At 39.8% G+C, this 20,913-nt stretch carries 20 protein-coding genes; all 20 read left to right on the top strand.

Features of this window, described 5'->3' with window-relative positions; all coding sequences use genetic code 11:
• Positions 1–21: 21 nt before the first annotated feature.
• The 20 genes from atpD to BK574_RS19380 all read left to right on the top strand — a co-directional run bounded on the left by atpD (position 22) and on the right by BK574_RS19380 (position 20,761).
• The gene (atpD, locus tag BK574_RS19290) at positions 22–1,434 is read left to right on the top strand and encodes a F0F1 ATP synthase subunit beta (protein ID WP_075385282.1); all 1,413 of its coding nucleotides are present in this window, start codon (positions 22–24) and stop codon (positions 1,432–1,434) included.
• A 95-nt stretch (positions 1,435–1,529) separates the two neighbouring features.
• Complete coding sequence (locus BK574_RS19295; protein ID WP_075385283.1) at positions 1,530–1,931, top strand: F0F1 ATP synthase subunit epsilon; 402 nt, start codon at positions 1,530–1,532, stop codon at positions 1,929–1,931.
• Between the two features lie 926 nt (positions 1,932–2,857).
• On the top strand, positions 2,858–3,235 hold the full coding sequence (locus tag BK574_RS19300) for an NADH-quinone oxidoreductase subunit A (protein WP_075385284.1): 378 nt from the start codon (positions 2,858–2,860) through the stop codon (positions 3,233–3,235).
• Complete coding sequence (locus BK574_RS19305) at positions 3,226–3,744, top strand: NuoB/complex I 20 kDa subunit family protein (protein WP_075385285.1); 519 nt, start codon at positions 3,226–3,228, stop codon at positions 3,742–3,744. Before BK574_RS19300 ends, BK574_RS19305 begins: the two co-directional genes overlap by 10 nt.
• A complete protein-coding gene (locus BK574_RS19310) occupies positions 3,741–4,928 on the top strand; it encodes an NADH-quinone oxidoreductase subunit C (protein WP_078429700.1) in 1,188 nt (395 codons plus the stop codon). The genes BK574_RS19305 and BK574_RS19310 overlap by 4 nt, the downstream gene beginning before the upstream one ends.
• A gap of 3 nt (positions 4,929–4,931) precedes the next feature.
• Complete coding sequence (locus BK574_RS19315; RefSeq protein WP_078429701.1) at positions 4,932–6,032, top strand: NADH-quinone oxidoreductase subunit D; 1,101 nt, start codon at positions 4,932–4,934, stop codon at positions 6,030–6,032.
• Positions 6,032–7,033 carry an NADH-quinone oxidoreductase subunit NuoH gene (nuoH, locus tag BK574_RS19320; RefSeq protein WP_078429702.1) on the top strand — a complete coding sequence of 334 codons (1,002 nt, stop codon included), beginning with the start codon at positions 6,032–6,034 and terminating at the stop codon, positions 7,031–7,033. Before BK574_RS19315 ends, nuoH begins: the two co-directional genes overlap by 1 nt.
• A 183-nt stretch (positions 7,034–7,216) precedes the next feature.
• Positions 7,217–7,642: an NADH-quinone oxidoreductase subunit NuoI gene (gene nuoI, locus BK574_RS19325; RefSeq protein WP_075385289.1), complete on the top strand. Its 426-nt coding sequence runs from the start codon at positions 7,217–7,219 to the stop codon at positions 7,640–7,642.
• Positions 7,639–8,151, top strand: a complete 513-nt coding sequence (locus BK574_RS19330) for an NADH-quinone oxidoreductase subunit J (protein WP_075385290.1) — start codon at positions 7,639–7,641, stop codon at positions 8,149–8,151. Before nuoI ends, BK574_RS19330 begins: the two co-directional genes overlap by 4 nt.
• On the top strand, positions 8,148–8,462 hold the full coding sequence (gene nuoK, locus BK574_RS19335; RefSeq protein WP_075385291.1) for an NADH-quinone oxidoreductase subunit NuoK: 315 nt from the start codon (positions 8,148–8,150) through the stop codon (positions 8,460–8,462). The genes BK574_RS19330 and nuoK overlap by 4 nt, the downstream gene beginning before the upstream one ends.
• Positions 8,463–8,481: 19 nt before the next feature.
• Positions 8,482–10,353: an NADH-quinone oxidoreductase subunit L gene (gene nuoL, locus BK574_RS19340; protein WP_078429703.1), complete on the top strand. Its 1,872-nt coding sequence runs from the start codon at positions 8,482–8,484 to the stop codon at positions 10,351–10,353.
• Positions 10,350–11,861: a complex I subunit 4 family protein gene (locus tag BK574_RS19345; RefSeq protein ID WP_078429704.1), complete on the top strand. Its 1,512-nt coding sequence runs from the start codon at positions 10,350–10,352 to the stop codon at positions 11,859–11,861. Before nuoL ends, BK574_RS19345 begins: the two co-directional genes overlap by 4 nt.
• Positions 11,862–11,867: 6 nt before the next feature.
• The gene (gene nuoN, locus BK574_RS19350; protein ID WP_075385294.1) at positions 11,868–13,370 is read left to right on the top strand and encodes an NADH-quinone oxidoreductase subunit NuoN; all 1,503 of its coding nucleotides are present in this window, start codon (positions 11,868–11,870) and stop codon (positions 13,368–13,370) included.
• Between the two features lie 443 nt (positions 13,371–13,813).
• On the top strand, positions 13,814–14,065 hold the full coding sequence (locus BK574_RS19355) for a DUF1146 family protein (RefSeq protein ID WP_338020604.1): 252 nt from the start codon (positions 13,814–13,816) through the stop codon (positions 14,063–14,065).
• Between the two features lie 251 nt (positions 14,066–14,316).
• Positions 14,317–15,042 (top strand): YwmB family TATA-box binding protein, encoded by a 726-nt coding sequence (locus BK574_RS19360; RefSeq protein ID WP_158211696.1) that lies wholly within the window; start codon positions 14,317–14,319, stop codon positions 15,040–15,042.
• Positions 15,043–15,083: 41 nt separating this feature from the next.
• Positions 15,084–16,409, top strand: coding sequence for a UDP-N-acetylglucosamine 1-carboxyvinyltransferase (murA, locus tag BK574_RS19365; protein WP_075385297.1), 1,326 nt, complete (start codon positions 15,084–15,086; stop codon positions 16,407–16,409).
• Between the two features lie 349 nt (positions 16,410–16,758).
• Positions 16,759–17,784, top strand: coding sequence for a stage II sporulation protein D (gene spoIID, locus BK574_RS19370; protein WP_078429707.1), 1,026 nt, complete (start codon positions 16,759–16,761; stop codon positions 17,782–17,784).
• A gap of 735 nt (positions 17,785–18,519) precedes the next feature.
• Positions 18,520–19,353 (top strand): stage II sporulation protein SpoIIQ, encoded by an 834-nt coding sequence (locus tag BK574_RS19375; protein WP_075385299.1) that lies wholly within the window; start codon positions 18,520–18,522, stop codon positions 19,351–19,353.
• Positions 19,354–19,894: 541 nt separating this feature from the next.
• The gene (locus BK574_RS27915; RefSeq protein WP_169917357.1) at positions 19,895–20,071 is read left to right on the top strand and encodes a hypothetical protein; all 177 of its coding nucleotides are present in this window, start codon (positions 19,895–19,897) and stop codon (positions 20,069–20,071) included.
• Positions 20,072–20,458: 387 nt separating this feature from the next.
• On the top strand, positions 20,459–20,761 hold the full coding sequence (locus BK574_RS19380) for a DUF4212 domain-containing protein (protein WP_075385300.1): 303 nt from the start codon (positions 20,459–20,461) through the stop codon (positions 20,759–20,761).
• Positions 20,762–20,913: the final 152 nt, after the last annotated feature.

A 20,913-nucleotide genomic window follows, 5' to 3' on the forward strand; every position in this document is an offset into this window, starting at 1 on the left:
TAAGTATTAGGAGGGAAACTGATGAATAAAGGTCGCATTACTCAAGTTATGGGTCCAGTTGTTGACGTAAAGTTCCCAAGTGGTCAACTTCCTGAAATCTATAATGCACTTAAAGTTGAACAAGTAGGTTCAACGAAAAATGCGGTTGATGTAAAAGTAACACTTGAAGTTGCTTTACATCTTGGTGACGATACAGTTCGTACAGTTGCGATGGGATCTACGGACGGTCTCGTACGTGGTGTTGATGTACTTGACACTGGTGCTCCAATTTCAGTACCAGTTGGCGAAGTTACACTAGGACGTGTATTTAATGTATTAGGGGAAGCAATCGACCTTGATGAGGCGCTTGCTGAAGATGTACAAAAGGCACCAATTCACCGTGAAGCACCGAAGTTTGAAGAACTTTCTACGCAAACAGAAATTCTTGAAACAGGAATTAAAGTAGTAGATTTACTGGCTCCTTATATTAAGGGTGGTAAGATCGGTCTATTTGGTGGAGCGGGTGTTGGTAAAACCGTTCTAATCCAAGAATTAATCAACAACATCGCTCAAGAGCACGGCGGTATTTCCGTATTCGCTGGTGTTGGTGAGCGTACACGTGAAGGAAATGACCTTTACCATGAAATGACGGACTCTGGCGTTATTAAGAAGACGGCCATGGTATTCGGTCAGATGAATGAGCCACCAGGAGCACGTATGCGTGTTGCATTAACTGGATTAACAATGGCAGAACACTTCCGTGACCAAGAAGGAGCAGACGTACTTCTTTTCGTTGATAATATCTTCCGCTTTACACAAGCAGGTTCTGAAGTATCAGCGCTATTAGGACGTATGCCATCTGCGGTAGGTTATCAGCCAACTCTAGCAACAGAGATGGGTAAACTTCAAGAGCGTATCACATCGACTAAAGTCGGTTCTGTTACATCGATCCAAGCGATCTATGTACCTGCCGATGACTATACGGATCCAGCTCCAGCTACAACTTTCGCTCACTTAGATGCAACAACTAACCTTGAGCGTAAGCTTTCTGAGATGGGTATTTACCCAGCGGTAGATCCACTTGCTTCAACTTCTCGTGCATTATCTCCTGAAATCGTTGGAGAAGAGCACTATGCAGTTGCTCGTCAAGTTCAGCAAACTCTTCAAAAATATAAAGAGTTACAAGATATTATCGCGATCCTAGGTATGGACGAGCTTTCTGAAGAAGATAGGTTAGTCGTACACCGTGCACGTCGTATTCAATTCTTCTTATCTCAAAACTTCCACGTTGCTGAGCAGTTTACTGGACAAAAAGGTTCATACGTACCAGTAAAAGAAACAGTTAATGGATTTAAAGAGATCTTAGAAGGTAAATATGACGACCTTCCTGAGGATGCATTCCGTCTCGTTGGACGTATTGAAGAAGTGGTTGAAAAAGCAAAACAATTTGCATAATTTAAGGTGCGTAGAGGTGGGTGTTCTAACACTCACCACTACTTTTAACGAAAATAAATAGATCAAACCCGTATTGCTATTGAGGAGGGTTTTACATGCAGACAATGACTGTCAGTGTCGTAACTCCTGATGGCACGGTTTATGAGGGCGAAGTAGAAATGGTTAGCGCTCGTGCACAAAGCGGAGAGCTAGGTATTCTTCCTCGACACATTCCTTTAGTTGCTCCACTAGACATAGGAGCTGTTCGTTTAAAGAACGGTTCTGATGTTCAACTCGTTGCTGTATCTGGCGGTTTCATTGAAGTCCGTCCTGATAAAGTAACGATTCTAGCGGAAGCTGCTGAACTGCCATCAGATATCGATGTTGCTCGTGCTCGTGCTGCTAAAGAACGTGCAGAACGTCGCATTAACGAAGCAAAACAAGATGAAATTGACTTTAAGCGTGCACAACTTGCATTACGCAGAGCTTCTAATCGCTTAGGTGTTACAGAGAAATAAACATAGAAAGCACAAAGGCTTGCTTAGAGTCCTTCGTGCTTTTTATATTTTTAGAGAAATGTTGCATATATGTGCTGGCGATAGGTTGAGCTTAGAAAGATGAGGATTAAATACTAGATTCATGGTTTCTCTAATAACATGTAAAAAAGATCTATATATTACATATATTATTAAGGTTTATTCCGCATCTACTGGCAGTAATACCCCCACCTCAAGAGCTCAAAAAAAGTGGTATAACAAACCTGCGAGTAACAACTAATTGAACACCGACTAACTGCACAAGTCCTGTGGCCACGTCTGTGTGACTCACATCGTGTGGGCCTCAATTAACCATCAGAGGGGTAAGAGGAAAACCTGATTGATGGAAGTTTCAATTTGTCGGCATAATTATAAAGTTTCTCAATACACATCAAAAAAAAAGCCCTTCTATGTTCATCCTCATTTTAGCCTTGGGGAGTTTTTGCAAATATGAGTGTGAATAATATCATAGCAAGTTGTACTAAAGAAGATTAAACTTATTTCAAATCTTATTTATCCTGCATCATCTAGCAGTAATAGGTAAATAAAAACAAGGATGGAAGCTTTTATGTAAAGGGTTTTCGCCCATTAATCAAAACAGATGTTATTTTTTAGAAATAATATATTTACTATTTATGTTTTTTTACAATTTTGTGACAGTCGACACCATATATAGGATTTGCTATAATGGTTACGATTACATAAAGTAAAACTTCCAACACTCTTTAGAATACATGTTTTTCTTTAACATTTAGTAATTATCTGTTGGAGCGTTTTACATTATACGATGTGTTAGCATCCGTTATCAACTGATAGTTTGTTTTAATTAGCGTGGTTACGGAAGGTAGCACGAAATATAGAAAACGAAGCTAATATCGAATTAGGCATGGAGGGTGAGGTGAGGCAAAATGGATCCGCTTTATCACTTGTATCAGAACAACTACTTAGTTGTAGCCGTTTTTATTATTCTTGGAATTCTACTCCCTATGGTTGCGCTTACAGCTGGACGCTTCTTGCGACCGAATAATCCTACGAAGGAAAAGCAAACAACATATGAAAGTGGTGTAGAACCAACGGGGAGTAGTTGGGTTCAGTTTAATGTTCGGTACTATATGTTTGCGTTGTTGTTCGTATTATTTGATGTAGAAACGGTGTTTTTATATCCATGGGCAGTAGCTTACGATTATTTAGGGATTTTTGCTTTAATTGAAATGATCATCTTTATGATTATGTTGTTTATCGGATTAATTTATGCATGGAAGAAGAAGGTGTTAACATGGATCTAAATTTAGACAGCATCACTAAAGCAGAGCGAGAAGAGTTAGAACGTACCGTCTTTTATACCACATTAGAACAAGTAAAAGCTTGGGCTAGAAGTAACTCGTTGTGGCCATTGACCTTCGGGCTAGCTTGTTGTGCCATCGAAATGATGGGTACGGGATCATCACACTATGACCAAGACCGATTTGGGGTCCTATTTAGAGCATCTCCAAGACACTCGGACTGTATGATTGTATCTGGAACGGTGACAAAGAAAATGGCACCAATCCTTAAGCGTCTTTACGACCAAATGCCAGAACCAAAATGGGTAATTGCGATGGGTTCCTGTGCGACTGCAGGCGGACCTTATATTAAGTCATATGCTGTTGTTAAAGGGGTCGATCAAATTGTCCCTGTTGATGTCTATATCCCAGGATGTCCGCCCAATCCAGCAGCATTAATTTATGGAATTAACAAGTTACAAGAAAAAATCCGCTATGAAGCAAAGACTGGAAAGCGGGTGATCAATAAATGAGTGATGAGAAGGCAAAAGCCGCCGCATTAGCAAAGCAGGGTGGAGAGGCTGAAACAGCAGGTGGAGATGATGCGAAAGCGAAAGCAGCAGCGGCGGCGAAAGCAAAGGCAGCAGCAGTAGCGAAAGCAAAAGCAGCTGCATTAGCGAAGCAAGGTGGAGAGGCTGAAACATCAGGTGGAGATGATGCAAAAGCGAAAGCAGCAGCGGCGGCGAAAGCAAAAGCAGCTGCATTAGCAAAGCAAGGTGGAGAGGCTGAAGCATCAGGCGGAGATGATGCAAAAGCGAAAGCGGCGGCGAAAGCGAAGACAGCAGCAGCGGCTAAAGCAAAAGCAGCTGCATTAGCAAAGCAAGGTGGAGAGGCTGAGTCATCAGGTGGAGATGATGCGAAAGCGAAAGCGGCAGCAGCGGCGAAAGCGAAGGCAGCAGCAGCGGCTAAAGCAAAAGCAGCCGCATTAGCAAAGCAAGGTGGAGAGGCTGAAACATCAGGTGGAGATGAAGCGAAAGCGAAAGCAAAAGCAGCGGCCGTAGCCAAAGCGAAGGCTGCGGCTGCCGCAAAAGCGAAAGCTGGCGCTGGAGATAGTGATGATGAAAAAGCAAAAGCGAAAGCCGCGGCAATTGCTAAGGCAAAGGCAGCAGCAGCAGCGAAAGCTAAAGCAGCAACAGGTGGTGAAGCTTCGGACACTAATCCTGATGAGGGTCAACCGTCACCAAACCAACCATTGCTCGATAAGTATTTGAAAGTCATTAACGAAAACTTAGGCGAAAACATGCTAGAGGAAGCCTATATTAATAGACTAGGGAAGGACGTTCCTACTTTAGTAGCGAAGAAGGAAACGTACTTTAAGCTTGCGCAATTTTTAAAGCATAACGAACAACTTGCTTTCGATTATTTATCGGAACACCATGGTTCTGACTTTGAAACACATATGGAAATTTATAATCATATGTATTCTTTTAAAACGAAGGAAAACATCGCGTTAAAGGTAAAGATTGACCGAGATGAACCTAAAATTGATTCGATTACCTCCGTTTGGGAAGGTGCCAATTGGCCAGAGCGAGAAGCGTATGACCTATTAGGCATCGAGTATATTGGTCATCCAAACTTAACGCGAATCATGCTAACAGATGACTGGGTTGGACATCCACTCAGGAAAGATTATGAGCCGCATGATGAGGAGGTGTAATAAATGTTACGTACGGAAGAAATGTTACTAAACGTGGGCCCACAGCATCCGAGTACTCATGGTGTTTTTCGCATCGTCGTTAAAATAGACGGGGAAATTATTAAAGAAGCGACACCGGTAATTGGTTATTTACACCGTGGGACGGAGAAGCTTGCGGAAAACCTTCAATATACACAAATTATTCCTTATACAGACCGAATGGATTATTTATCGGCAATGACGAATAACTATGTCATCTGTCATGCGGTTGAAACGATGATGGAATTAGAGATCCCTGAGCGAGCAGAGTATTTACGAGTTATCGTTATGGAGCTTGGGCGTATCGCTAGTCACCTCGTTTGGTTCGGTACATATTTACTAGATATTGGAGCAATGAGTCCATTCTTATATGCATTCCGTGAACGGGAAATGATTATCAACTTACTAAATGAAATTTCTGGTGCCAGACTAACATTTAACTATATGCGAGTTGGCGGAGTAAAATGGGATGCACCTCCAGGGTGGATCGAAAAGGTGAGAGATCTTGTTCCGTATCTACGAAAAGAGTTAGAAGGTTACCATAACCTTGTAACAGGTAATGAAATTTTTATGAGTCGTATTAAAGACGTGGGAACCTATACAAAGGAAGACGCCATTAAGTATTCCTTGAGTGGGGCCAATATTCGTTCAACAGGTGTCAAATGGGATTTACGTAAAGATGAGCCATACTCCGTTTATGACCGGTTTGATTTTGATATCGCTGTTGAAGAAAAAGGAGATTGCTGGGCTCGATATATGTGTCGCATGAAAGAGATTGAAGAATCGATCAAAATTGTCGAGCAAGCTGTTGAGCAGTTTCCAAGTGAAGGACCGATCATGGCAAAAACGCCAAGAATTATCAAGCCGCCAGCAGGTGAGACGTTTGTTCGCATTGAATCACCACGTGGTGAAATTGGCTGTTACATTGCCAGCCAAGGGAAGAAAGAACCTTATCGCTTAAAGTTTAGAAGACCATCTTTTTATAACCTTCAGATCTTACCAAAACTATTAGTGGGGCAACCGATGGCCAACTTAATTGCTATCTTAGGTGGTATTGATATTGTCCTTGGGGAGGTTGACGGCTAATGATACATGACATCCTGACCTCAGCACCGAGTTGGACAAACTTTTTGATTTATTTTGCGTTAGGGGCTGCGCTCTTAGGGGTTGTCCTCGGCTTTGTTACGTATGGGATTTTAGCAGAGCGGAAAGTATTAGGTTTTATTCAGCTTCGTGTCGGTCCGAACCGATTAGGTGGTCCATTAGGTTTGCTCCAGACAATCGCTGACGTTTTAAAATTATTACTAAAAGAGGACATTATCCCAAAAAAGGCAGATAAGCCATTATTCGTATTAGCTCCGATTATAGCGTTCGTCCCTGCTTTTGCTGTATTGGCAGTCATCCCATTTTCTGAGAACTTGTATTTCACCGATATTGGCGTAGGACTCCTATATTACATTGCAGTATCAGGAATTACGACGATTGGGATGGTTGCAGGTGGTTGGGCTTCGAATAACAAATATGCTTTAATGGGTGGAATGCGGGCTGCTGCTCAAATGATTTCTTACGAAGTGCCACTCGTATTATCTGTCGTTGGGGTCATCTTGTTAACAGGTAGCTTAAATTTAATTGAAATTGTCAATGCGCAAGCCAATTTATGGTTCGTTGTTCCACAAATTTTAGGCTTTGTCATCTTTGTTATTGCAGCAACAGCCGAACTCAACCGAACACCATTTGATTTACCAGAAGCTGAATCTGAGTTAGTCGCAGGTTACCACGTTGAGTATTCAGGGTTTCGCTATGCATTTTTTATGCTTGCTGAATATGTTTATTTATTTGCAATGGCAGCATTAACGACAGTATTGTTTTTAGGTGGTTGGAACCCATTACCATTCCTCGGCTTTATTCCAGGGGTCATATGGTTTGCTCTAAAATTTTCAGCGGTTATCTTCTTCATGATTTGGATCCGTGGTACATTCCCACGATTAAGAGGAGATCAACTCATGGAATTTGCGTGGAAGGTTTTATTACCACTTGCCTTACTAAACATTATTCTTACCGCTTTAGTAAAAGAATTTTTCTTATAATCAGAACGTTAAGCAGGATTTAGAGCTTTGAGTTTTCGAGAAATAAAAGGAAAGACAGTGCTTATCGCTATACGTTTGCGAACATCGTCTATAGCGAATAGAGGAAATGAGTGATGAAGGTGAGTTCTATAGAATAACCTCTTTAAAAAATAGTCACTTAATCACGACTAAGGAGTGATCACATTGTTAGGTCAAGGATTAGTCAAAGGGTTGAAATATACACTTAGTAACTTGACGAAAAAAAATGTGACGACAAGTTATCCGGATGAACCAATTGATATGCCGGATCGCTTTCGTGGCATACAGAAATTTTATCCGGAAAAGTGTATTGTTTGTAATCAATGTGCCAATATTTGTCCAACCGATTGCATTCAATTAACGGGAAAACCTCATCCAGACCCGAGTAAAAAGGGGAAGATTATTGACACGTACGATATTAACTTTGAAATTTGTATTTTATGTGATTTATGTACGGAGGTTTGTCCCACAGAAGCAATTATCATGACGAATAATTTTGAACTCGCTTCATATAGTCGCGATGATTTATTCAAAAATCTAGAATGGCTTGATGAAAACGATACGAACGTGAGGGAGGAAAATAAAGCATGAATGGAGAATTTCTCGCTTTCTTTATCCTTGCCTTAATAGCCATCAGTGGCGGCGTTCTTATGATCAATTTACGTAAAGTCGTCCATATTATCATCGCGCTCGCATTTACGTTTATCAGTATTGCGGGGTTTTACGTTCTATTATCAGCAGAATTTCTTGCATTCGTTCAAGTGCTCATCTATGGTGGGGCCATTACAATTATAATGCTATTCGGAATTATGTTGACAAAACATGATGATAAGCTTGCATCGGTTAGTATTTGGAGAACACTAGCTGCATTAGTTGGAGTAGCTGTATTCTTCGTGATTATGTTTATTGGAATTAATGATTTATCACTTGGCGAACAAGCGACTAATCTTCACGAAAACAACGTCCGACAAATCGGGATCGAAATTTATTCGAAGTTTGTCATTCCTTTTGAAACGGTAGGCGTTATTTTACTTGTTGCCTTAATTGGTGCAGTCGCACTTGCAAAAAGTGATAAGGAAGAGGAGGTAAGTGAAAAATGAGTAGTATTCCTTTATCGGTCTATCTCGTTGTCGCGCTTCTCCTCTTCTGTATAGGGATGTTCGGTGTACTCACCAAACGAAACGCTGTCATTGTTCTGATTTCTATTGAGTTAATGCTGAACGCAGTTATGATTAATTTTGTAGCGTTTGCCATACACGGCGTCAATCCTGGTATTACAGGTCAAGTATTTGCATTGTTTGGAATAACGGTTGCTGCAGCGGAAGCAGCTGTTGGCTTAGCCATCTTAATTGCCCTTTATCGTAACAGAAGAACGGTAAATGTTGATGAGATGGACTTAATGAAGCGATAGAAAGGGGCAGGTGATAGATATGATGGAAAATGCATGGTTAATACCACTGTTACCGTTCTTATCCTTCGTTATCCTCGTCCTCTTTGGTCGCAGGTTGAAGGAAAGCGGTGCTTACGTCGGTATGGCACTTTCTTTCATCGCATTTCTCTTGTCAGTCCTCGTATTATTCGAGCGGATGACAGGCGATAATGTATTAGTACAGTTTGACTGGCTAGCAATTGGAGAACGAACGATCACAATGGGATTTGAAGTCAATCAGCTCAATGCTTTAATGCTCGTTATCGTTACACTAGTTAGTTTTCTAGTACATACGTATTCCAAAGGGTATATGACAGCAACTGATAGCTATCGTGTGCCAGTATTTTATTCTTATTTAGGACTCTTTACGTTTGCAATGTTAGGATTAGTTCTTTCTCCTAACTTATTACAGCTTTATATTTTCTGGGAGCTCGTTGGTGTTTGTTCGTTCTTACTCGTAGGGTTCTACTTTTTCAAAAAAGAAGCAAGAGCAGCTGCTAAGAAAGCATTCATCGTGACGAGAATTGGGGATGTTGGATTATTTATCGGGATTATCCTCTTATTCTGGCAAGTTGGAAGCTTTGAGTACGCGGCTATATTTGAAGCTGTGAATGCAAATGCACTAACCGAAGGGATGATTACGCTAATTGCGATCTTGATCTTTGTTGGAGCAGTTGGTAAATCGGGTCAATTCCCACTACATACGTGGTTACCTGATGCGATGGAAGGTCCAACACCAGTATCAGCCCTTATCCATGCCGCAACGATGGTAGCAGCGGGTGTATACTTAGTAGCGACGATGTTCCCGCTATTTGCCGCATCGCCTGTAGCCTTAACGACAGTTGCTGTCATTGGTGGATTTACAGCGATATTTGCTGCAACGATTGCTTTAACACAAAAAGATATCAAACGCGTCCTTGCGTATTCCACGGTTAGTCAATTAGGGTATATGATGCTCGCATTAGGTTCGGCAGGTTATGTTGCTGCTGTATTTCACTTAATGACACATGCGTTTTTTAAAGCGTTACTATTCTTAGCAGCAGGAAGTGTTATCCATGCCGTTCATACGCAAAGCATCGAAGAAATGGGCGGATTATGGAACAAGATGAAAACAACAGGAGTTTTATTTTTAATCGGCTGTTTAGCGATCGCTGGTTTCCCGTTGTTCTCAGGGTTCTTTAGTAAAGAGGAAATTTTACTTACAACATTTGCGGATGGACGATACGTGCTGTTTGCACTAGCACTCGTTACAGCCTTACTTACAGCGATTTATATGTTTAGATTGTTCTTTATGGTATTTACAGGTAAACCTCGTGGAGATCAAAGTAAAGTTCATGAGTCTCCAGCTATTATGACAATACCTATGATTGTACTCGGTGTGTTAGCGGTTATTTCAGGTTTTGTTCATACGCACTGGTTTGGAACGTTCTTAGGAGATTGGCTCGCTGATAGTCCGTGGACGAGAGGACATGTGTACCTTCATGATCCAGGCTGGATTATGCCAGTAGCTGTATTTGTATCCCTGCTGGGTATTTTCATTGCTTGGTTAATTTACGGAAAGGGAACTATTTCCCGAGAAAAGCTTGCCCAAGACAGCGGCTTGTATATTTTACTGTACAATAAGTACTACATCGATGAATTATACAATCGTACGTTTGTGAGAGGTACTACGATTGTTAGTTATCTAATGTTATATATTGAACGATATATAATTGAGTTTACCGTACAAGCGGTTGTCGGTATGACTGATACAATCGGCCGCTTAAATGCTCGATTACAAAATGGTCAAGTCCAAACGTATGGGGCTGTAGCATTTCTAGGATTAGTAGTAATCCTTGTCGTCTTGACCGTGACAGGGGGGTATTTCAGATGACAGATTCATACTTGCTTTCCTTACTCATCTTCTCCCCACTCGTAGGGATTATCATTTTAGCATTTGTACCGAAAGGCCAACATCAGCTACTGAAGTCGATTGGCTTTTTAGCAACATTGTTGCCGCTCATTTTAGCGTTTGTAGCGTTTGTCAATTTCGATCAAGGTGGCTCAGGAAATCAATTTGCGGAAACACGAGAGTGGATTAATTTTAGTAGCAATGGATTATTAGCGCATGGTATAAATCTTTCCATTCCATACGAGTTAGGACTAAACGGATTTGGAATGGTCCTGATCTTACTAACAGCGGTAGTATCAACATTAGCGGCACTGGCTTCCATATTGCAAATAAAATCAGGTTGGAAAGCCTACTTCATGTTATTCCTTTTATTAGAGATAGGGATGCTAGGAGTATTTGCTTCACAAAATCTATTTTTGTTCTTCTTATTCTTTGAAATAACACTCATTCCGATGTACTTCTTAATCGGAAAGTGGGGATTCTTAGATCGAGAAAAAGCAGCGAACAGTTTTTTAATTTACAATGGGCTAGGTTCAGCGGTGTTACTCATTGCGATTATTACGATATTTGTTTTAACAAGTACGACAAATATCGATCAAATTACAATGATGATGCAAATGCTTGGTCCTGAAGCCGATAATTTAAAGTGGGGCTTACTCATCGCTTTATTAGTGGCGTTTGGTGTTAAGTTACCAATCTTCCCGTTGCATAGCTGGATGCTCCGAGTGCACGTTCAAGCACCGCCAGCGATTGTTATGCTTCACTCAGGGATCTTATTAAAAATTGGTGCATATGGACTTATTCGCTTTGGAGTCGGTTTCTTCCCAGAACAAGTGAACCAAATGGCAGCAGTCCTTGCGATTTTAGGGGTTATTAATCTTTTATATGGTGCGTATTTAGCACTCATTCAATCAGATTTAAAAATGGTGTTAGCGTACTCGAGTATTTCGCACATGGGAATTGTTCTTATTGGGGTAGCTGCATTAAACGATGTCGGTATGCAAGGGGCCGTCTTCCAAGTCGTCTCACACGGATTAATTTCCGCGTTGCTCTTCTTCTTAATCGGTGTCTATTATGAGCGTACAAATACATCTCAGATCCCGAATTTAAGTGGGTTAGCACGCTCCATGCCAATCGCTTCAGGCTTCTTGTTAGTCGGGGCAATGGCGTCACTAGGCTTACCAGGAATGTCTGGTTTTATCAGTGAGTTTTTAGCTTTCCTTGGATTATTTAGAGAAATGCCTATTATTGCAGCGGTGGGTACATTAGGTATTATTTTAACGGCTGTTTACTTACTTCGAGCCGTTTTAAATGTAACGTTTGGCCCTACGCCTGAGAAGTGGAAAGAACTTCAAGACATCAAACCACTTGAAATGGTACCTGTGCTCGTTTTGCTTGCTTTTATCATTTTAATTGGTGTGTATCCAAGCGTTTTAGCAGAACCATTGCAAGCATCATTACAATTCATCTTAGCAGGGATAGGGGGGTAAACGATTATGGATTTAGAAACACTACTTAGCTACCCGTGGGGGATTATGGCACCAGAGTTTACAATTCTGATCGTTGCGACGCTCCTATCGCTAGCCGACTTATTTATGAAAGATAAGGTTGACCGAAATGTATTAGGTTGGGGTGCAATTGGTGGGGTTGTACTCGCTCTCATCTTCCTCGTTGGCCAATTTGGTGCACCTGTACAAATGATTTTGTATGATACGTATCGACTTGACTCATTTTCGGTAGCATTTAAACTGATCCTATTAATAGGTACGCTTTTTGTCCTATTGATTGGTCTCGATTATAGTAAAAAGGAAATTAAATATCGCGGCGAATTTTTCTACTTATTACTAACAGCATTACTTGGTGGAATGATCATGTCATCGAGTGCCGACATGATTACATTATTCGTCGGATTAGAACTACTTTCATTATCTTCATACGTAATGGCAGGGCTTCGAAAAGAAAATCTCCAATCCAACGAGTCGGCATTTAAATATGTCGTTAATGGTGGAGTAGCAACAGCGATCACATTATTCGGTATGAGTTATGTTTACGGTCTTACAGGGCATACTAACTTATTTGATATAAGAGATTCCTTGCAAAATCCAGTAGTACTCGAAAACAGTTTCCTGTTAGCGTTCGCGTTTTTCTTAGTCTTTGTTGGTCTAGCGTTTAAAGTCGCTGCAGTGCCGTTTCATATGTGGTCCCCAGATGTGTATCAAGGCGCACCAACACCAGTTACTGCATTTCTAAGCGTTGTTTCAAAAACAGCAGGGTTTGCGTTAATCTTACGCTTTTTACTGGTTGTCTTTGGTGGAGCACACGGGATTGTACCGATGCAACCACTGTTGTTAGATACACAAATTTATATTGCGGTCATCGCTGGCTTAACAATGATTGTTGGTAACGTCATGGCCCTTCGCCAAACGAATGTAAAGCGGCTGTTTGCCTATTCAAGTGTAGCGCAAGCGGGGTACTTGTTAGTTCCTTTCGCAACGTTATCGATTGTTATGTTTGAAAATGTTTGGTTCTACTTAGTTGCTTATCTGTTCATGAACTTAGGTGCGTTTGCAGTCTTACAGTTCGTAACATCACAATCTGGTACGGAAGATTTAAAAAGCTTTTCGGGTCTTGGTGGACGTTCACCATTGCTTGCGGTTGGAATGGCAGTATTCCTCGTTTCATTAGCAGGGATCCCGGTCACTGCAGGGTTTATGGGTAAATTTTATATCTTTATTGGTGCATTAAGTACAGGACACTTTATATTAGCTTCTGTCATGATTGCGACGTCAGTCATTTCGTACTTCTATTACTTTGGCATTATGACGCAAATGTTCTTTAGAAGGTCAGCTACAACAGAACCGATGCGAGTACCAGTTGGGACATCGATTGTCATAGTGGTAGCTGTTATTGCAACCATTGGACTTGGAATTGTTCCACAACTAGCCATCGACTTTTTCAATACGAACTTTGATTTCTCACAAATTTTCATGCGAACCTAATACTAAGGTGTAATGAAGAAGAGCTTTCCTAATTGGGAGGGCTCTTTTTTTAGGTCATACATTGATTAAATGAGGAAGCAAGGAGAGGGGTAACCTTGGAGGGTTCGTGGATCATGTAAAAAGGGACAGTCGTGAACTAAAAAACTTCTCAATGAAATGTGACGGTTTTGTATCTTTGGCGTCTAAAGAAGTGACGAAAAAAAAAGAGGTTTTGAAGTTAGTAAATAGTGGTATCTATAAATTACAAGCTTGAGCATTGCTAATTTGAAGCATTTGGCCTCTATTTTTCAAGAACTTTGTAGATTTATGTATATTTCCAAGGAAATGTAGATTTTTATCAAAAAATCGGGTATTATGTATTTTGCATTGCTTTGTTAGTTTAGGTAAAACGTACCTTTTCATGGAAAAGGCAAATCGAGTATAGTTAACAATGCAGTGATCTTTTGACTAAAGGAGTATTGGCGATGGATGGCTTTGGAATGCAAGGTTTGCTACATATTACAGTTAGTTTAATGTTTGTAGTGATTACTTGGTGGGCGCTTCAAACCTTTAAGTTTGATCTTTTCTTTATAGATCCAAAAGGCCCAAAAGCAAAAACATTAATGATTTTACTCACGATTGGAATAGCTCATCTCGTAAGTAGCTTCTTTTTGGATTATTTGAATTGGTCAACGATGCTTAAATACCTATTTTAAATCAAGTGAAGTCATAACATACACAGTTTATTAAGGCCTTGGCTTCTGAGGTCAAATGTTCTGATAACTTGAGATTTAAAATGAATTTTGAGATACCAGAACATTTGTTTGTAAATAAATTGGCGCAGTTCTGCATCTCACAAATGGGAGTTGTCGAAAGTTGACTGTAACTTCCATGTATGTAAAGCCTCTCAATGGAAAAAATGTTACTAATTAATTGTTTTGTAACGGAGAGGGGCTTACAAAGAGAGATGAAAAAAATAGTGCCGATTATAGGATTGGTTCTTTTATTTGCAATGAGTATCTTAACTCACGGGGAAACAAAGGAACAAACACAACTAGTTGACATTGTTCACTTGATGGAAGAGCAAGCTGTTCAAATTGAAGGTTGGAGACTGTATACAAGAGGGACGGGAAAAGAAGTCGCAACGATTGAAGAGTATGAAGAACAACTCCATGAGATTTTGGCTTCCGAGCAAGACTTTCAATGGGACACCACGAATTGGAAAGATAACGAACATTGGAAAGTGACGGGAACAAACGGTTTTGAACAACTTACTGTTCTAGCTTACCCTCTAGAAGATCAATACTCCATGTACCTCATTTATGAATTTTTAGGAAAAGGTAAACCACAGGACGTAGAGACCATTACTTCTTTTTTTCAAGAACGCTTGGACCAGTTGTATGTAGAAACCCCTACTGTATTTACAACCGTAACAGGACACCGCGAAGACTTACACCAAAGGTCTATGTATGATTTTGGATCTGAGATAGTAGAAGAATTCTCGGCTGAAAAAGTTGAAGAATTAAAAGAAGAAACTTTTATATCGATCTCTGCATATACTAAACAATGGGTACACTCTCTCGATACGAACGGGAACAACATGAACTTGCAAATTGCGTTAAGGCAAGATTCCAGGTTGGGCACTAAAACAACCATAACAATAGGAACGCCTATAATTACGACTGAATATTGATATATAAGAGACGCTGAAAATAAGACGCGGAGGGGAATACGTTGGAAAAAATAATTGTCCAAGGCGGTAAGCAGCTCTCTGGCTCTGTGAAAGTGGAAGGGGCTAAGAACGCTGTTTTACCAGTTATCGCTGCATCTATTCTCGCTAGCCGTGGCACTAGCAACATATATGATGTGCCATCATTGGCTGATGTATACACGATGGAGGAAGTTTTACGAAATTTAAATATTGATGTGACGTACGAAAACGGAACATTTTCTGTGAAAGCAGAAAAACCATTAAAAATTGAAGCACCTTTTGAATATGTAAGAAAAATGCGTGCCTCATTCCTAGTTATGGGTCCATTACTTGCTCGCGTTGGTCATGCAAGAATTGCTTTGCCAGGAGGATGTGCGATTGGTTCGAGACCAATTGATCAGCATTTAAAAGGCTTTGAAGCGATGGGAGCAGTTGTAGAAATCGGTAATGGATTTATCGAAGCGAAAATTGATGGCCGTTTAAAAGGGGCAAAAATATATTTAGATTTCCCAAGTGTTGGAGCAACTGAAAATATTATGATGGCAGCTGCAATGGCAGAAGGAACTACCATCTTAGAAAATGCTGCAGAAGAGCCAGAAATTGTTTGCCTTGCTAACTATTTAAATGCTATGGGAGCTAAAGTTCGCGGAGCAGGAACAGGAACGATTCGCATTGAAGGTGTAGATGAATTAATCGCAGCCAATCACACGGTAATTCCAGACCGAATTGAAGCAGGAACATTTATGGTTGCTGCCGCAATTACAGGAGGAAATGTCCTTGTTGAGGGAGCGGTTTCTGAACATTTACGCCCACTTATTGCGAAAATGGAAGAAATGGGAGTACAAATCATTGAGGAAGAAAACGGTCTACGAGTCATTGGCCCTAAAACGTTAAAACCAATTGATATTAAAACGATGCCGCATCCTGGTTTCCCAACAGATATGCAAGCGCAAATGATGGCATTGCTTCTAAAGTCGAATGGAACGAGTGTTATTACAGAAACGGTATTTGAAAATCGTTTCATGCATGTGGAAGAATTCCGTCGCATGAATGGAAATATTAAAATTGAAGGAAGATCTGCAATTATTAGTGGACCAAGTTCACTACAAGGTGCTGAAGTGTCAGCAACTGATTTACGTGCAGGTGCTGCCCTAATTCTTGCTGGATTAGTTGCAGACGGTGTAACACGTGTAGTGGAACTCAAGCATATAGACCGCGGTTACGTTGACCTTGCTGGTAAATTGAGTAAGCTAGGTGCTAACGTTGAACGAATCGAAGAAATTGTGGAAGAGGAAATTCAAAATCAGGATGCTCCTGCACCCTTGAAAATGAATACAAACCTTGTTTAATACAGAATGTGTCTTACGCTAACCTAAGTGTAAGGCACTTTTTTTGTTTTCGTATTTTTCTAATTTACTTAGCATACAATAATATTCTGTTATAGAACCATTATAGCCATAATTTTATAGAAATATATTAAAAAATTCTAAATAATATGTAAAAATCTTTAATTTGTAAACAAATTGAAAAAAATGGTCTATTTCATGACAAGCCTGCATAAAATCAGTAAAGAGACAAAAAGGATTCCCAGTATACTAAAAAACACGTAACTAACTATGAACTAGGCGAATTTTTTTATTTGACCATCAGTGTGGAGGACACTGATGGAAGTTTTAGTTTAAGTACTGGAGGCTTGGCATGAAACGAATAGTAATTATAGGAACTATTTTATGTAGTATTATTGTAGGTTTACCTGCGATGCTCGTCATCATGTTTTCATCAGATGATCTTGAAACGATAAATCCAGTTGAAACCGCCGCCTCAGCAGGTACGGAGCAAGAGATGCAGCTAGAAAATTCAACACCTATTTCGGTATCGGTCTATCGGTCAAAAGAAAGTAGGATTGAAGAAGTTCAACTCGAAGAATATGTGGTCGGAGTGGTGGCTTCTGAAATGCCAGCAGAATTTGAAATTGAGGCATTAAAGGCACAAGCCCTAACGGCGAGAACGTTTATATTAAAACAAATGCTAGAACCTAGTGATTTTGCCATGCCTGAGGGCGCAATGGTTACGGACACAGTTCACCACCAAGTATATAAAAGCCAAGAGCAGTTAAAAGAAGAATGGGGTAAAGACTATGAATGGCGGATTACTCGTATTCGTGAAGCCGTCGCACATACACAAGGTCAAGTGCTAACCTATGACGGTAATCCAATCACAGCCGCTTTCTTCTCGACGAGTAACGGCTATACCGAGAACTCAGAAGATTATTGGCCAAATCCGATTCCATACTTACGAAGTGTTGAAAGCCCATGGGATACGAATTCACCGAGATTTACGGCAACAACCGCTATTTCTGTTAGCGAATTTCAAGAAAAACTAGGAGTACAATTACCACCCGATGGCTCAGTGGGGCAAATTATCAATCGCACAGACGGAAATCGTGTGGCTCAAGTAAATATCAATGGTAAAGAATTAACGGGACGTCAAGTAAGGGAAAAATTAGCATTAGATTCCAGTGATTTTAACTGGAGGAGACAAGGCGACCAAATTATCGTAGAAACCAGGGGCTGGGGCCATGGCGTTGGCATGAGCCAATACGGTGCGAATGGAATGGCAAAGGAAGGAAGAACTTATCAAGATATTATCCAGCATTACTATCAAGGCGTAGCCGTCTCACCTGTCGATCCATATATCGGTGATCTTGTAGTGCGAAAAGATTGATGTCGAGCTAAGCGCTGTGCTAGAAGTGATTGATGCGGAAATTTATCCCGTTTAACTGGCGCTAAGACCCCCACTTCAAACCTTTGAGGCCACAAGAAAGACTATGTAGGAGATAAGCGCCAGTAACAACCCGATTGGTTCAACTAACATTCAGCGGGGATGAAAGAAAACTTCCTATGAATTAAGTTTCACTTTATATACGAATGAATAGGAGGAGTGCAGGTCCATTTAGGATCAGCTTCCTCTTTATTTTTATTTGTGAAAGCAGTAATAATGCAAGAGCGTTTTTTAGATATCGGAGAAAGAAGGCATATTGAGATTAATTCAGGTTTCAGACGCGAGTATTTACAATAAAAGGAAATAAAAGCGAGTAACAATGCATTTAGGATGAAATGTTTCCAGTAAAAGGAATAAATAATAAGTAAACTCCATTTTAGATCAAAATTATCCCTTAAAATGGAAGCGAAGTCGAGTAAATCAGCTTTTAGATTAAATTTCTCCCTACTCGAGATCCTTACTGAAGCCCTGGTAAATTAGTAACGTTAAGTAATTTCGTTCAATTAAAAAGAGGTGTAACTACCTATAAAAAGTGGCTAACTTAACACATTGTAAAAAAATTTAGTTTTTCTTGCATAATATGAAAGGGTTTGTCGAAAAATAATTCAAAAAACTTTTTTTAGAAAATGTATATAATGTCTTGAATTTGATCAGAATGGTTGCTGAGGTGATGATCAAATGAGAGATGAAGAAAAAAATCAATCTTCAAAACAATCAAATGAAGTGAACAAATTTAATGTTCAACGATTCTTACGCAAGAAATGGATGTTACCGGCTGTTTACTTAGGAGCTGCTGCAATTGTACTTAGTGCTTTTTTCCTCATGCAAAATCAAGATAATACAGCTTTAGAGTCTGATCCAATCGGGGTCACACAACCAAGCGGTGATGGAATTGAAGTACACGAAGGTGATGCAATCCCAGTTACAAGTGCAAATGAAGTTATCAAAATGCCAGTAGCAAACGAAAGTGAAGTTGATATTGTAGGATATTTTTATGACTACAATGCCTCAGCTGAAGAGCAACAAGCTGCATTAGTGTATTACAACAACATGTACTACCAAAACAAAGGAATTGATTTAGCACAGGAAAACGGCGAAAGCTTTGAAGTAACTGCTGCACTTAGTGGTACAGTTGTAAAAGCTGAAAAAGATCCTTTACTTGGTCATGTGATTGAAATTAACCACGATAATGGGGTTATTACACATTATCACAGCTTAGAAGGTTTAGAAGTTGAAGAAGGTTCTTCTGTGAAACAAGGTGACATTATTGGACGTGCTGGACGCAACTTGTACAATGCTGAAGCAGACGTTCACGTTCACTTTGAAATTCGTCATAACGGTGAAGCTGTAAATCCTTTAGACTATTTTAACCAATCTCTTGAAACGTTAGTCGATGAAAGCCATCGTATGGATGAAGACATCGCAAGCGCTGAAGAAGATGTAGATGGTGCTAAAGACGCAGAAGATGACAAAGAGAAAAATGAAGAAGACGAAGAAGTTCAACCAGAATAATTAAACCAAAAAAGTGGTGGCAGACACTTCTAACGAGCAATCGTTAAAGTGTTTGTCACCTTTTTTAACGTGTTCATTGTGGAAAGTTAATCTATCAATGGTTCCGAGAGTTTCAAGAAAAAATTTACAAAAAAAAATAAAAAAACAGTTGACTAAGTATCTGAAAATTTGGAATAATGTGTATTGTAAAACAATAAAATGAAGACTGAGCAAGAGTGCAACCTAGTGATTTCAACAACAATCTTCTGTTATGTAATACATACAGAAAAATGAGAATAAGAGATCTCAACCGATAGTAACGTATAAGAGAAGTTTGAAGAGCTTGGTTCAGTAGTTGTAAACGTAAAAAAATGATAGCGTTTACACCGTAATATAACACGTTAAAATTCTATGTTTTATTTTTTCGCCAAGGAGGGATGGTATAAGAACTTTTTTCAAGCGATCATCATCGCTCAGTCTTAAAAGCAACTTTTGGGTTCTTTTAAAAACTGATTACAGGGTCAGTTTTTCATGCGTTAATAATTTAAGGGGGAAAACTGATATGATCTATGTCTTTTTACTGATTACACTGTTTAGCTTTATATTTGCTTTCTGCAAGAAAAAGCCATTATTCTTATCCGTACCATTCGCTACGATTTTCGTATATATGATCGTCCAAATTGCAATGGTCCCTCTTCCATTTTGGGATACCGTAAAGTTTATTGTGAGTTTAAGGTGATCAAGTGAAAAAAAAGACCAATTGTAAGAAATGTAGTAGCGACGAAACGGTAGTGATGAACAAGTGGCAATACTTCATATTTTTATCAACTTTACCCATCCTAGTATCTCTCATCTTTAGCTATATTTTTCATCCGATCTTACTAAGCTTTATCCTCATTGTTTTTCTCGTCAACATGACTATCGCCAAAAAGAAAACACCATTTATCATCTGTAGAAATTGTAAACAAGCCCAACCAGGATAACAAGCGAGTGTCTCTTCCTTTAGAAACAGTAGCTCAAATAGCACATACGTTTATAGAAAAAAGGCAATAGACCAATTATTATGTAAGCGGTTACAAAGTCTAGGTAACGAAAGTCCTATTGATTATTTAAAGGGGGTGAGAATATGAAAAAAATCGATAAGTCTGTAGCAGATGCCTATTTTAAAGCAAGAAACAGAGTGATCCTCATTTGTCTACTCATTGGGGGTTTAGCATCTTTTGGTGTAGTAGCGATTGCAGAGTCTCTCGTTAACTTCACATTTATGGGAATGCCGTTCCATTACTATATGGGGGCGCAAGGAGCAGTCATCACTTTCGTTGTTTTACTTTATGTCAATGCCATCATAAGTGACCGAATTGATAAGAAGTTTGGTATTGATGAGGAACAAAATACACGGATTGGTGCAGGAAAAGCACTTGATCACTAATTTGCATCTGATTAAAGACACTGACCTCATGTTCAGTCGAACATCATCTCTATAAAAAAAAAGTGAGGCAGGCTCTAAACAGTGCTTAGACACTGCTAGAGTCTAGCCCCTCAAAATAAGCGACATTCATCATTAAGTGGCCCTTAATCGAT

It is taken from the genome of Alkalihalobacterium alkalinitrilicum (assembly GCF_002019605.1).
In the GTDB taxonomy this organism is placed as follows: Bacteria; Bacillota; Bacilli; order Bacillales; family Bacillaceae_F; genus Alkalihalobacterium; species Alkalihalobacterium alkalinitrilicum.

What these genes read in the sequence shown, in the direction of transcription:
- atpD (WP_075385282.1), top strand. Translation starts at nt 22, where the DNA reads ATGAATAAAGGTCGCATTACTCAAGTTATGGGTCCAGTTGTTGACGTA.
- BK574_RS19295 (WP_075385283.1), top strand. Translation starts at nt 1,530, where the DNA reads ATGCAGACAATGACTGTCAGTGTCGTAACTCCTGATGGCACGGTTTAT.
- BK574_RS19300 (WP_075385284.1), top strand. Translation starts at nt 2,858, where the DNA reads ATGGATCCGCTTTATCACTTGTATCAGAACAACTACTTAGTTGTAGCC.
- BK574_RS19305 (WP_075385285.1), top strand. Translation starts at nt 3,226, where the DNA reads ATGGATCTAAATTTAGACAGCATCACTAAAGCAGAGCGAGAAGAGTTA.
- BK574_RS19310 (WP_078429700.1), top strand. Translation starts at nt 3,741, where the DNA reads ATGAGTGATGAGAAGGCAAAAGCCGCCGCATTAGCAAAGCAGGGTGGA.
- BK574_RS19315 (WP_078429701.1), top strand. Translation starts at nt 4,932, where the DNA reads ATGTTACGTACGGAAGAAATGTTACTAAACGTGGGCCCACAGCATCCG.
- nuoH (WP_078429702.1), top strand. Translation starts at nt 6,032, where the DNA reads ATGATACATGACATCCTGACCTCAGCACCGAGTTGGACAAACTTTTTG.
- BK574_RS19330 (WP_075385290.1), top strand. Translation starts at nt 7,639, where the DNA reads ATGAATGGAGAATTTCTCGCTTTCTTTATCCTTGCCTTAATAGCCATC.
- nuoK (WP_075385291.1), top strand. Translation starts at nt 8,148, where the DNA reads ATGAGTAGTATTCCTTTATCGGTCTATCTCGTTGTCGCGCTTCTCCTC.
- nuoL (WP_078429703.1), top strand. Translation starts at nt 8,482, where the DNA reads ATGATGGAAAATGCATGGTTAATACCACTGTTACCGTTCTTATCCTTC.
- BK574_RS19345 (WP_078429704.1), top strand. Translation starts at nt 10,350, where the DNA reads ATGACAGATTCATACTTGCTTTCCTTACTCATCTTCTCCCCACTCGTA.
- nuoN (WP_075385294.1), top strand. Translation starts at nt 11,868, where the DNA reads ATGGATTTAGAAACACTACTTAGCTACCCGTGGGGGATTATGGCACCA.
- BK574_RS19360 (WP_158211696.1), top strand. Translation starts at nt 14,317, where the DNA reads ATGAAAAAAATAGTGCCGATTATAGGATTGGTTCTTTTATTTGCAATG.
- spoIID (WP_078429707.1), top strand. Translation starts at nt 16,759, where the DNA reads ATGAAACGAATAGTAATTATAGGAACTATTTTATGTAGTATTATTGTA.
- BK574_RS19375 (WP_075385299.1), top strand. Translation starts at nt 18,520, where the DNA reads ATGAGAGATGAAGAAAAAAATCAATCTTCAAAACAATCAAATGAAGTG.
- BK574_RS27915 (WP_169917357.1), top strand. Translation starts at nt 19,895, where the DNA reads ATGATCTATGTCTTTTTACTGATTACACTGTTTAGCTTTATATTTGCT.
- BK574_RS19380 (WP_075385300.1), top strand. Translation starts at nt 20,459, where the DNA reads ATGAAAAAAATCGATAAGTCTGTAGCAGATGCCTATTTTAAAGCAAGA.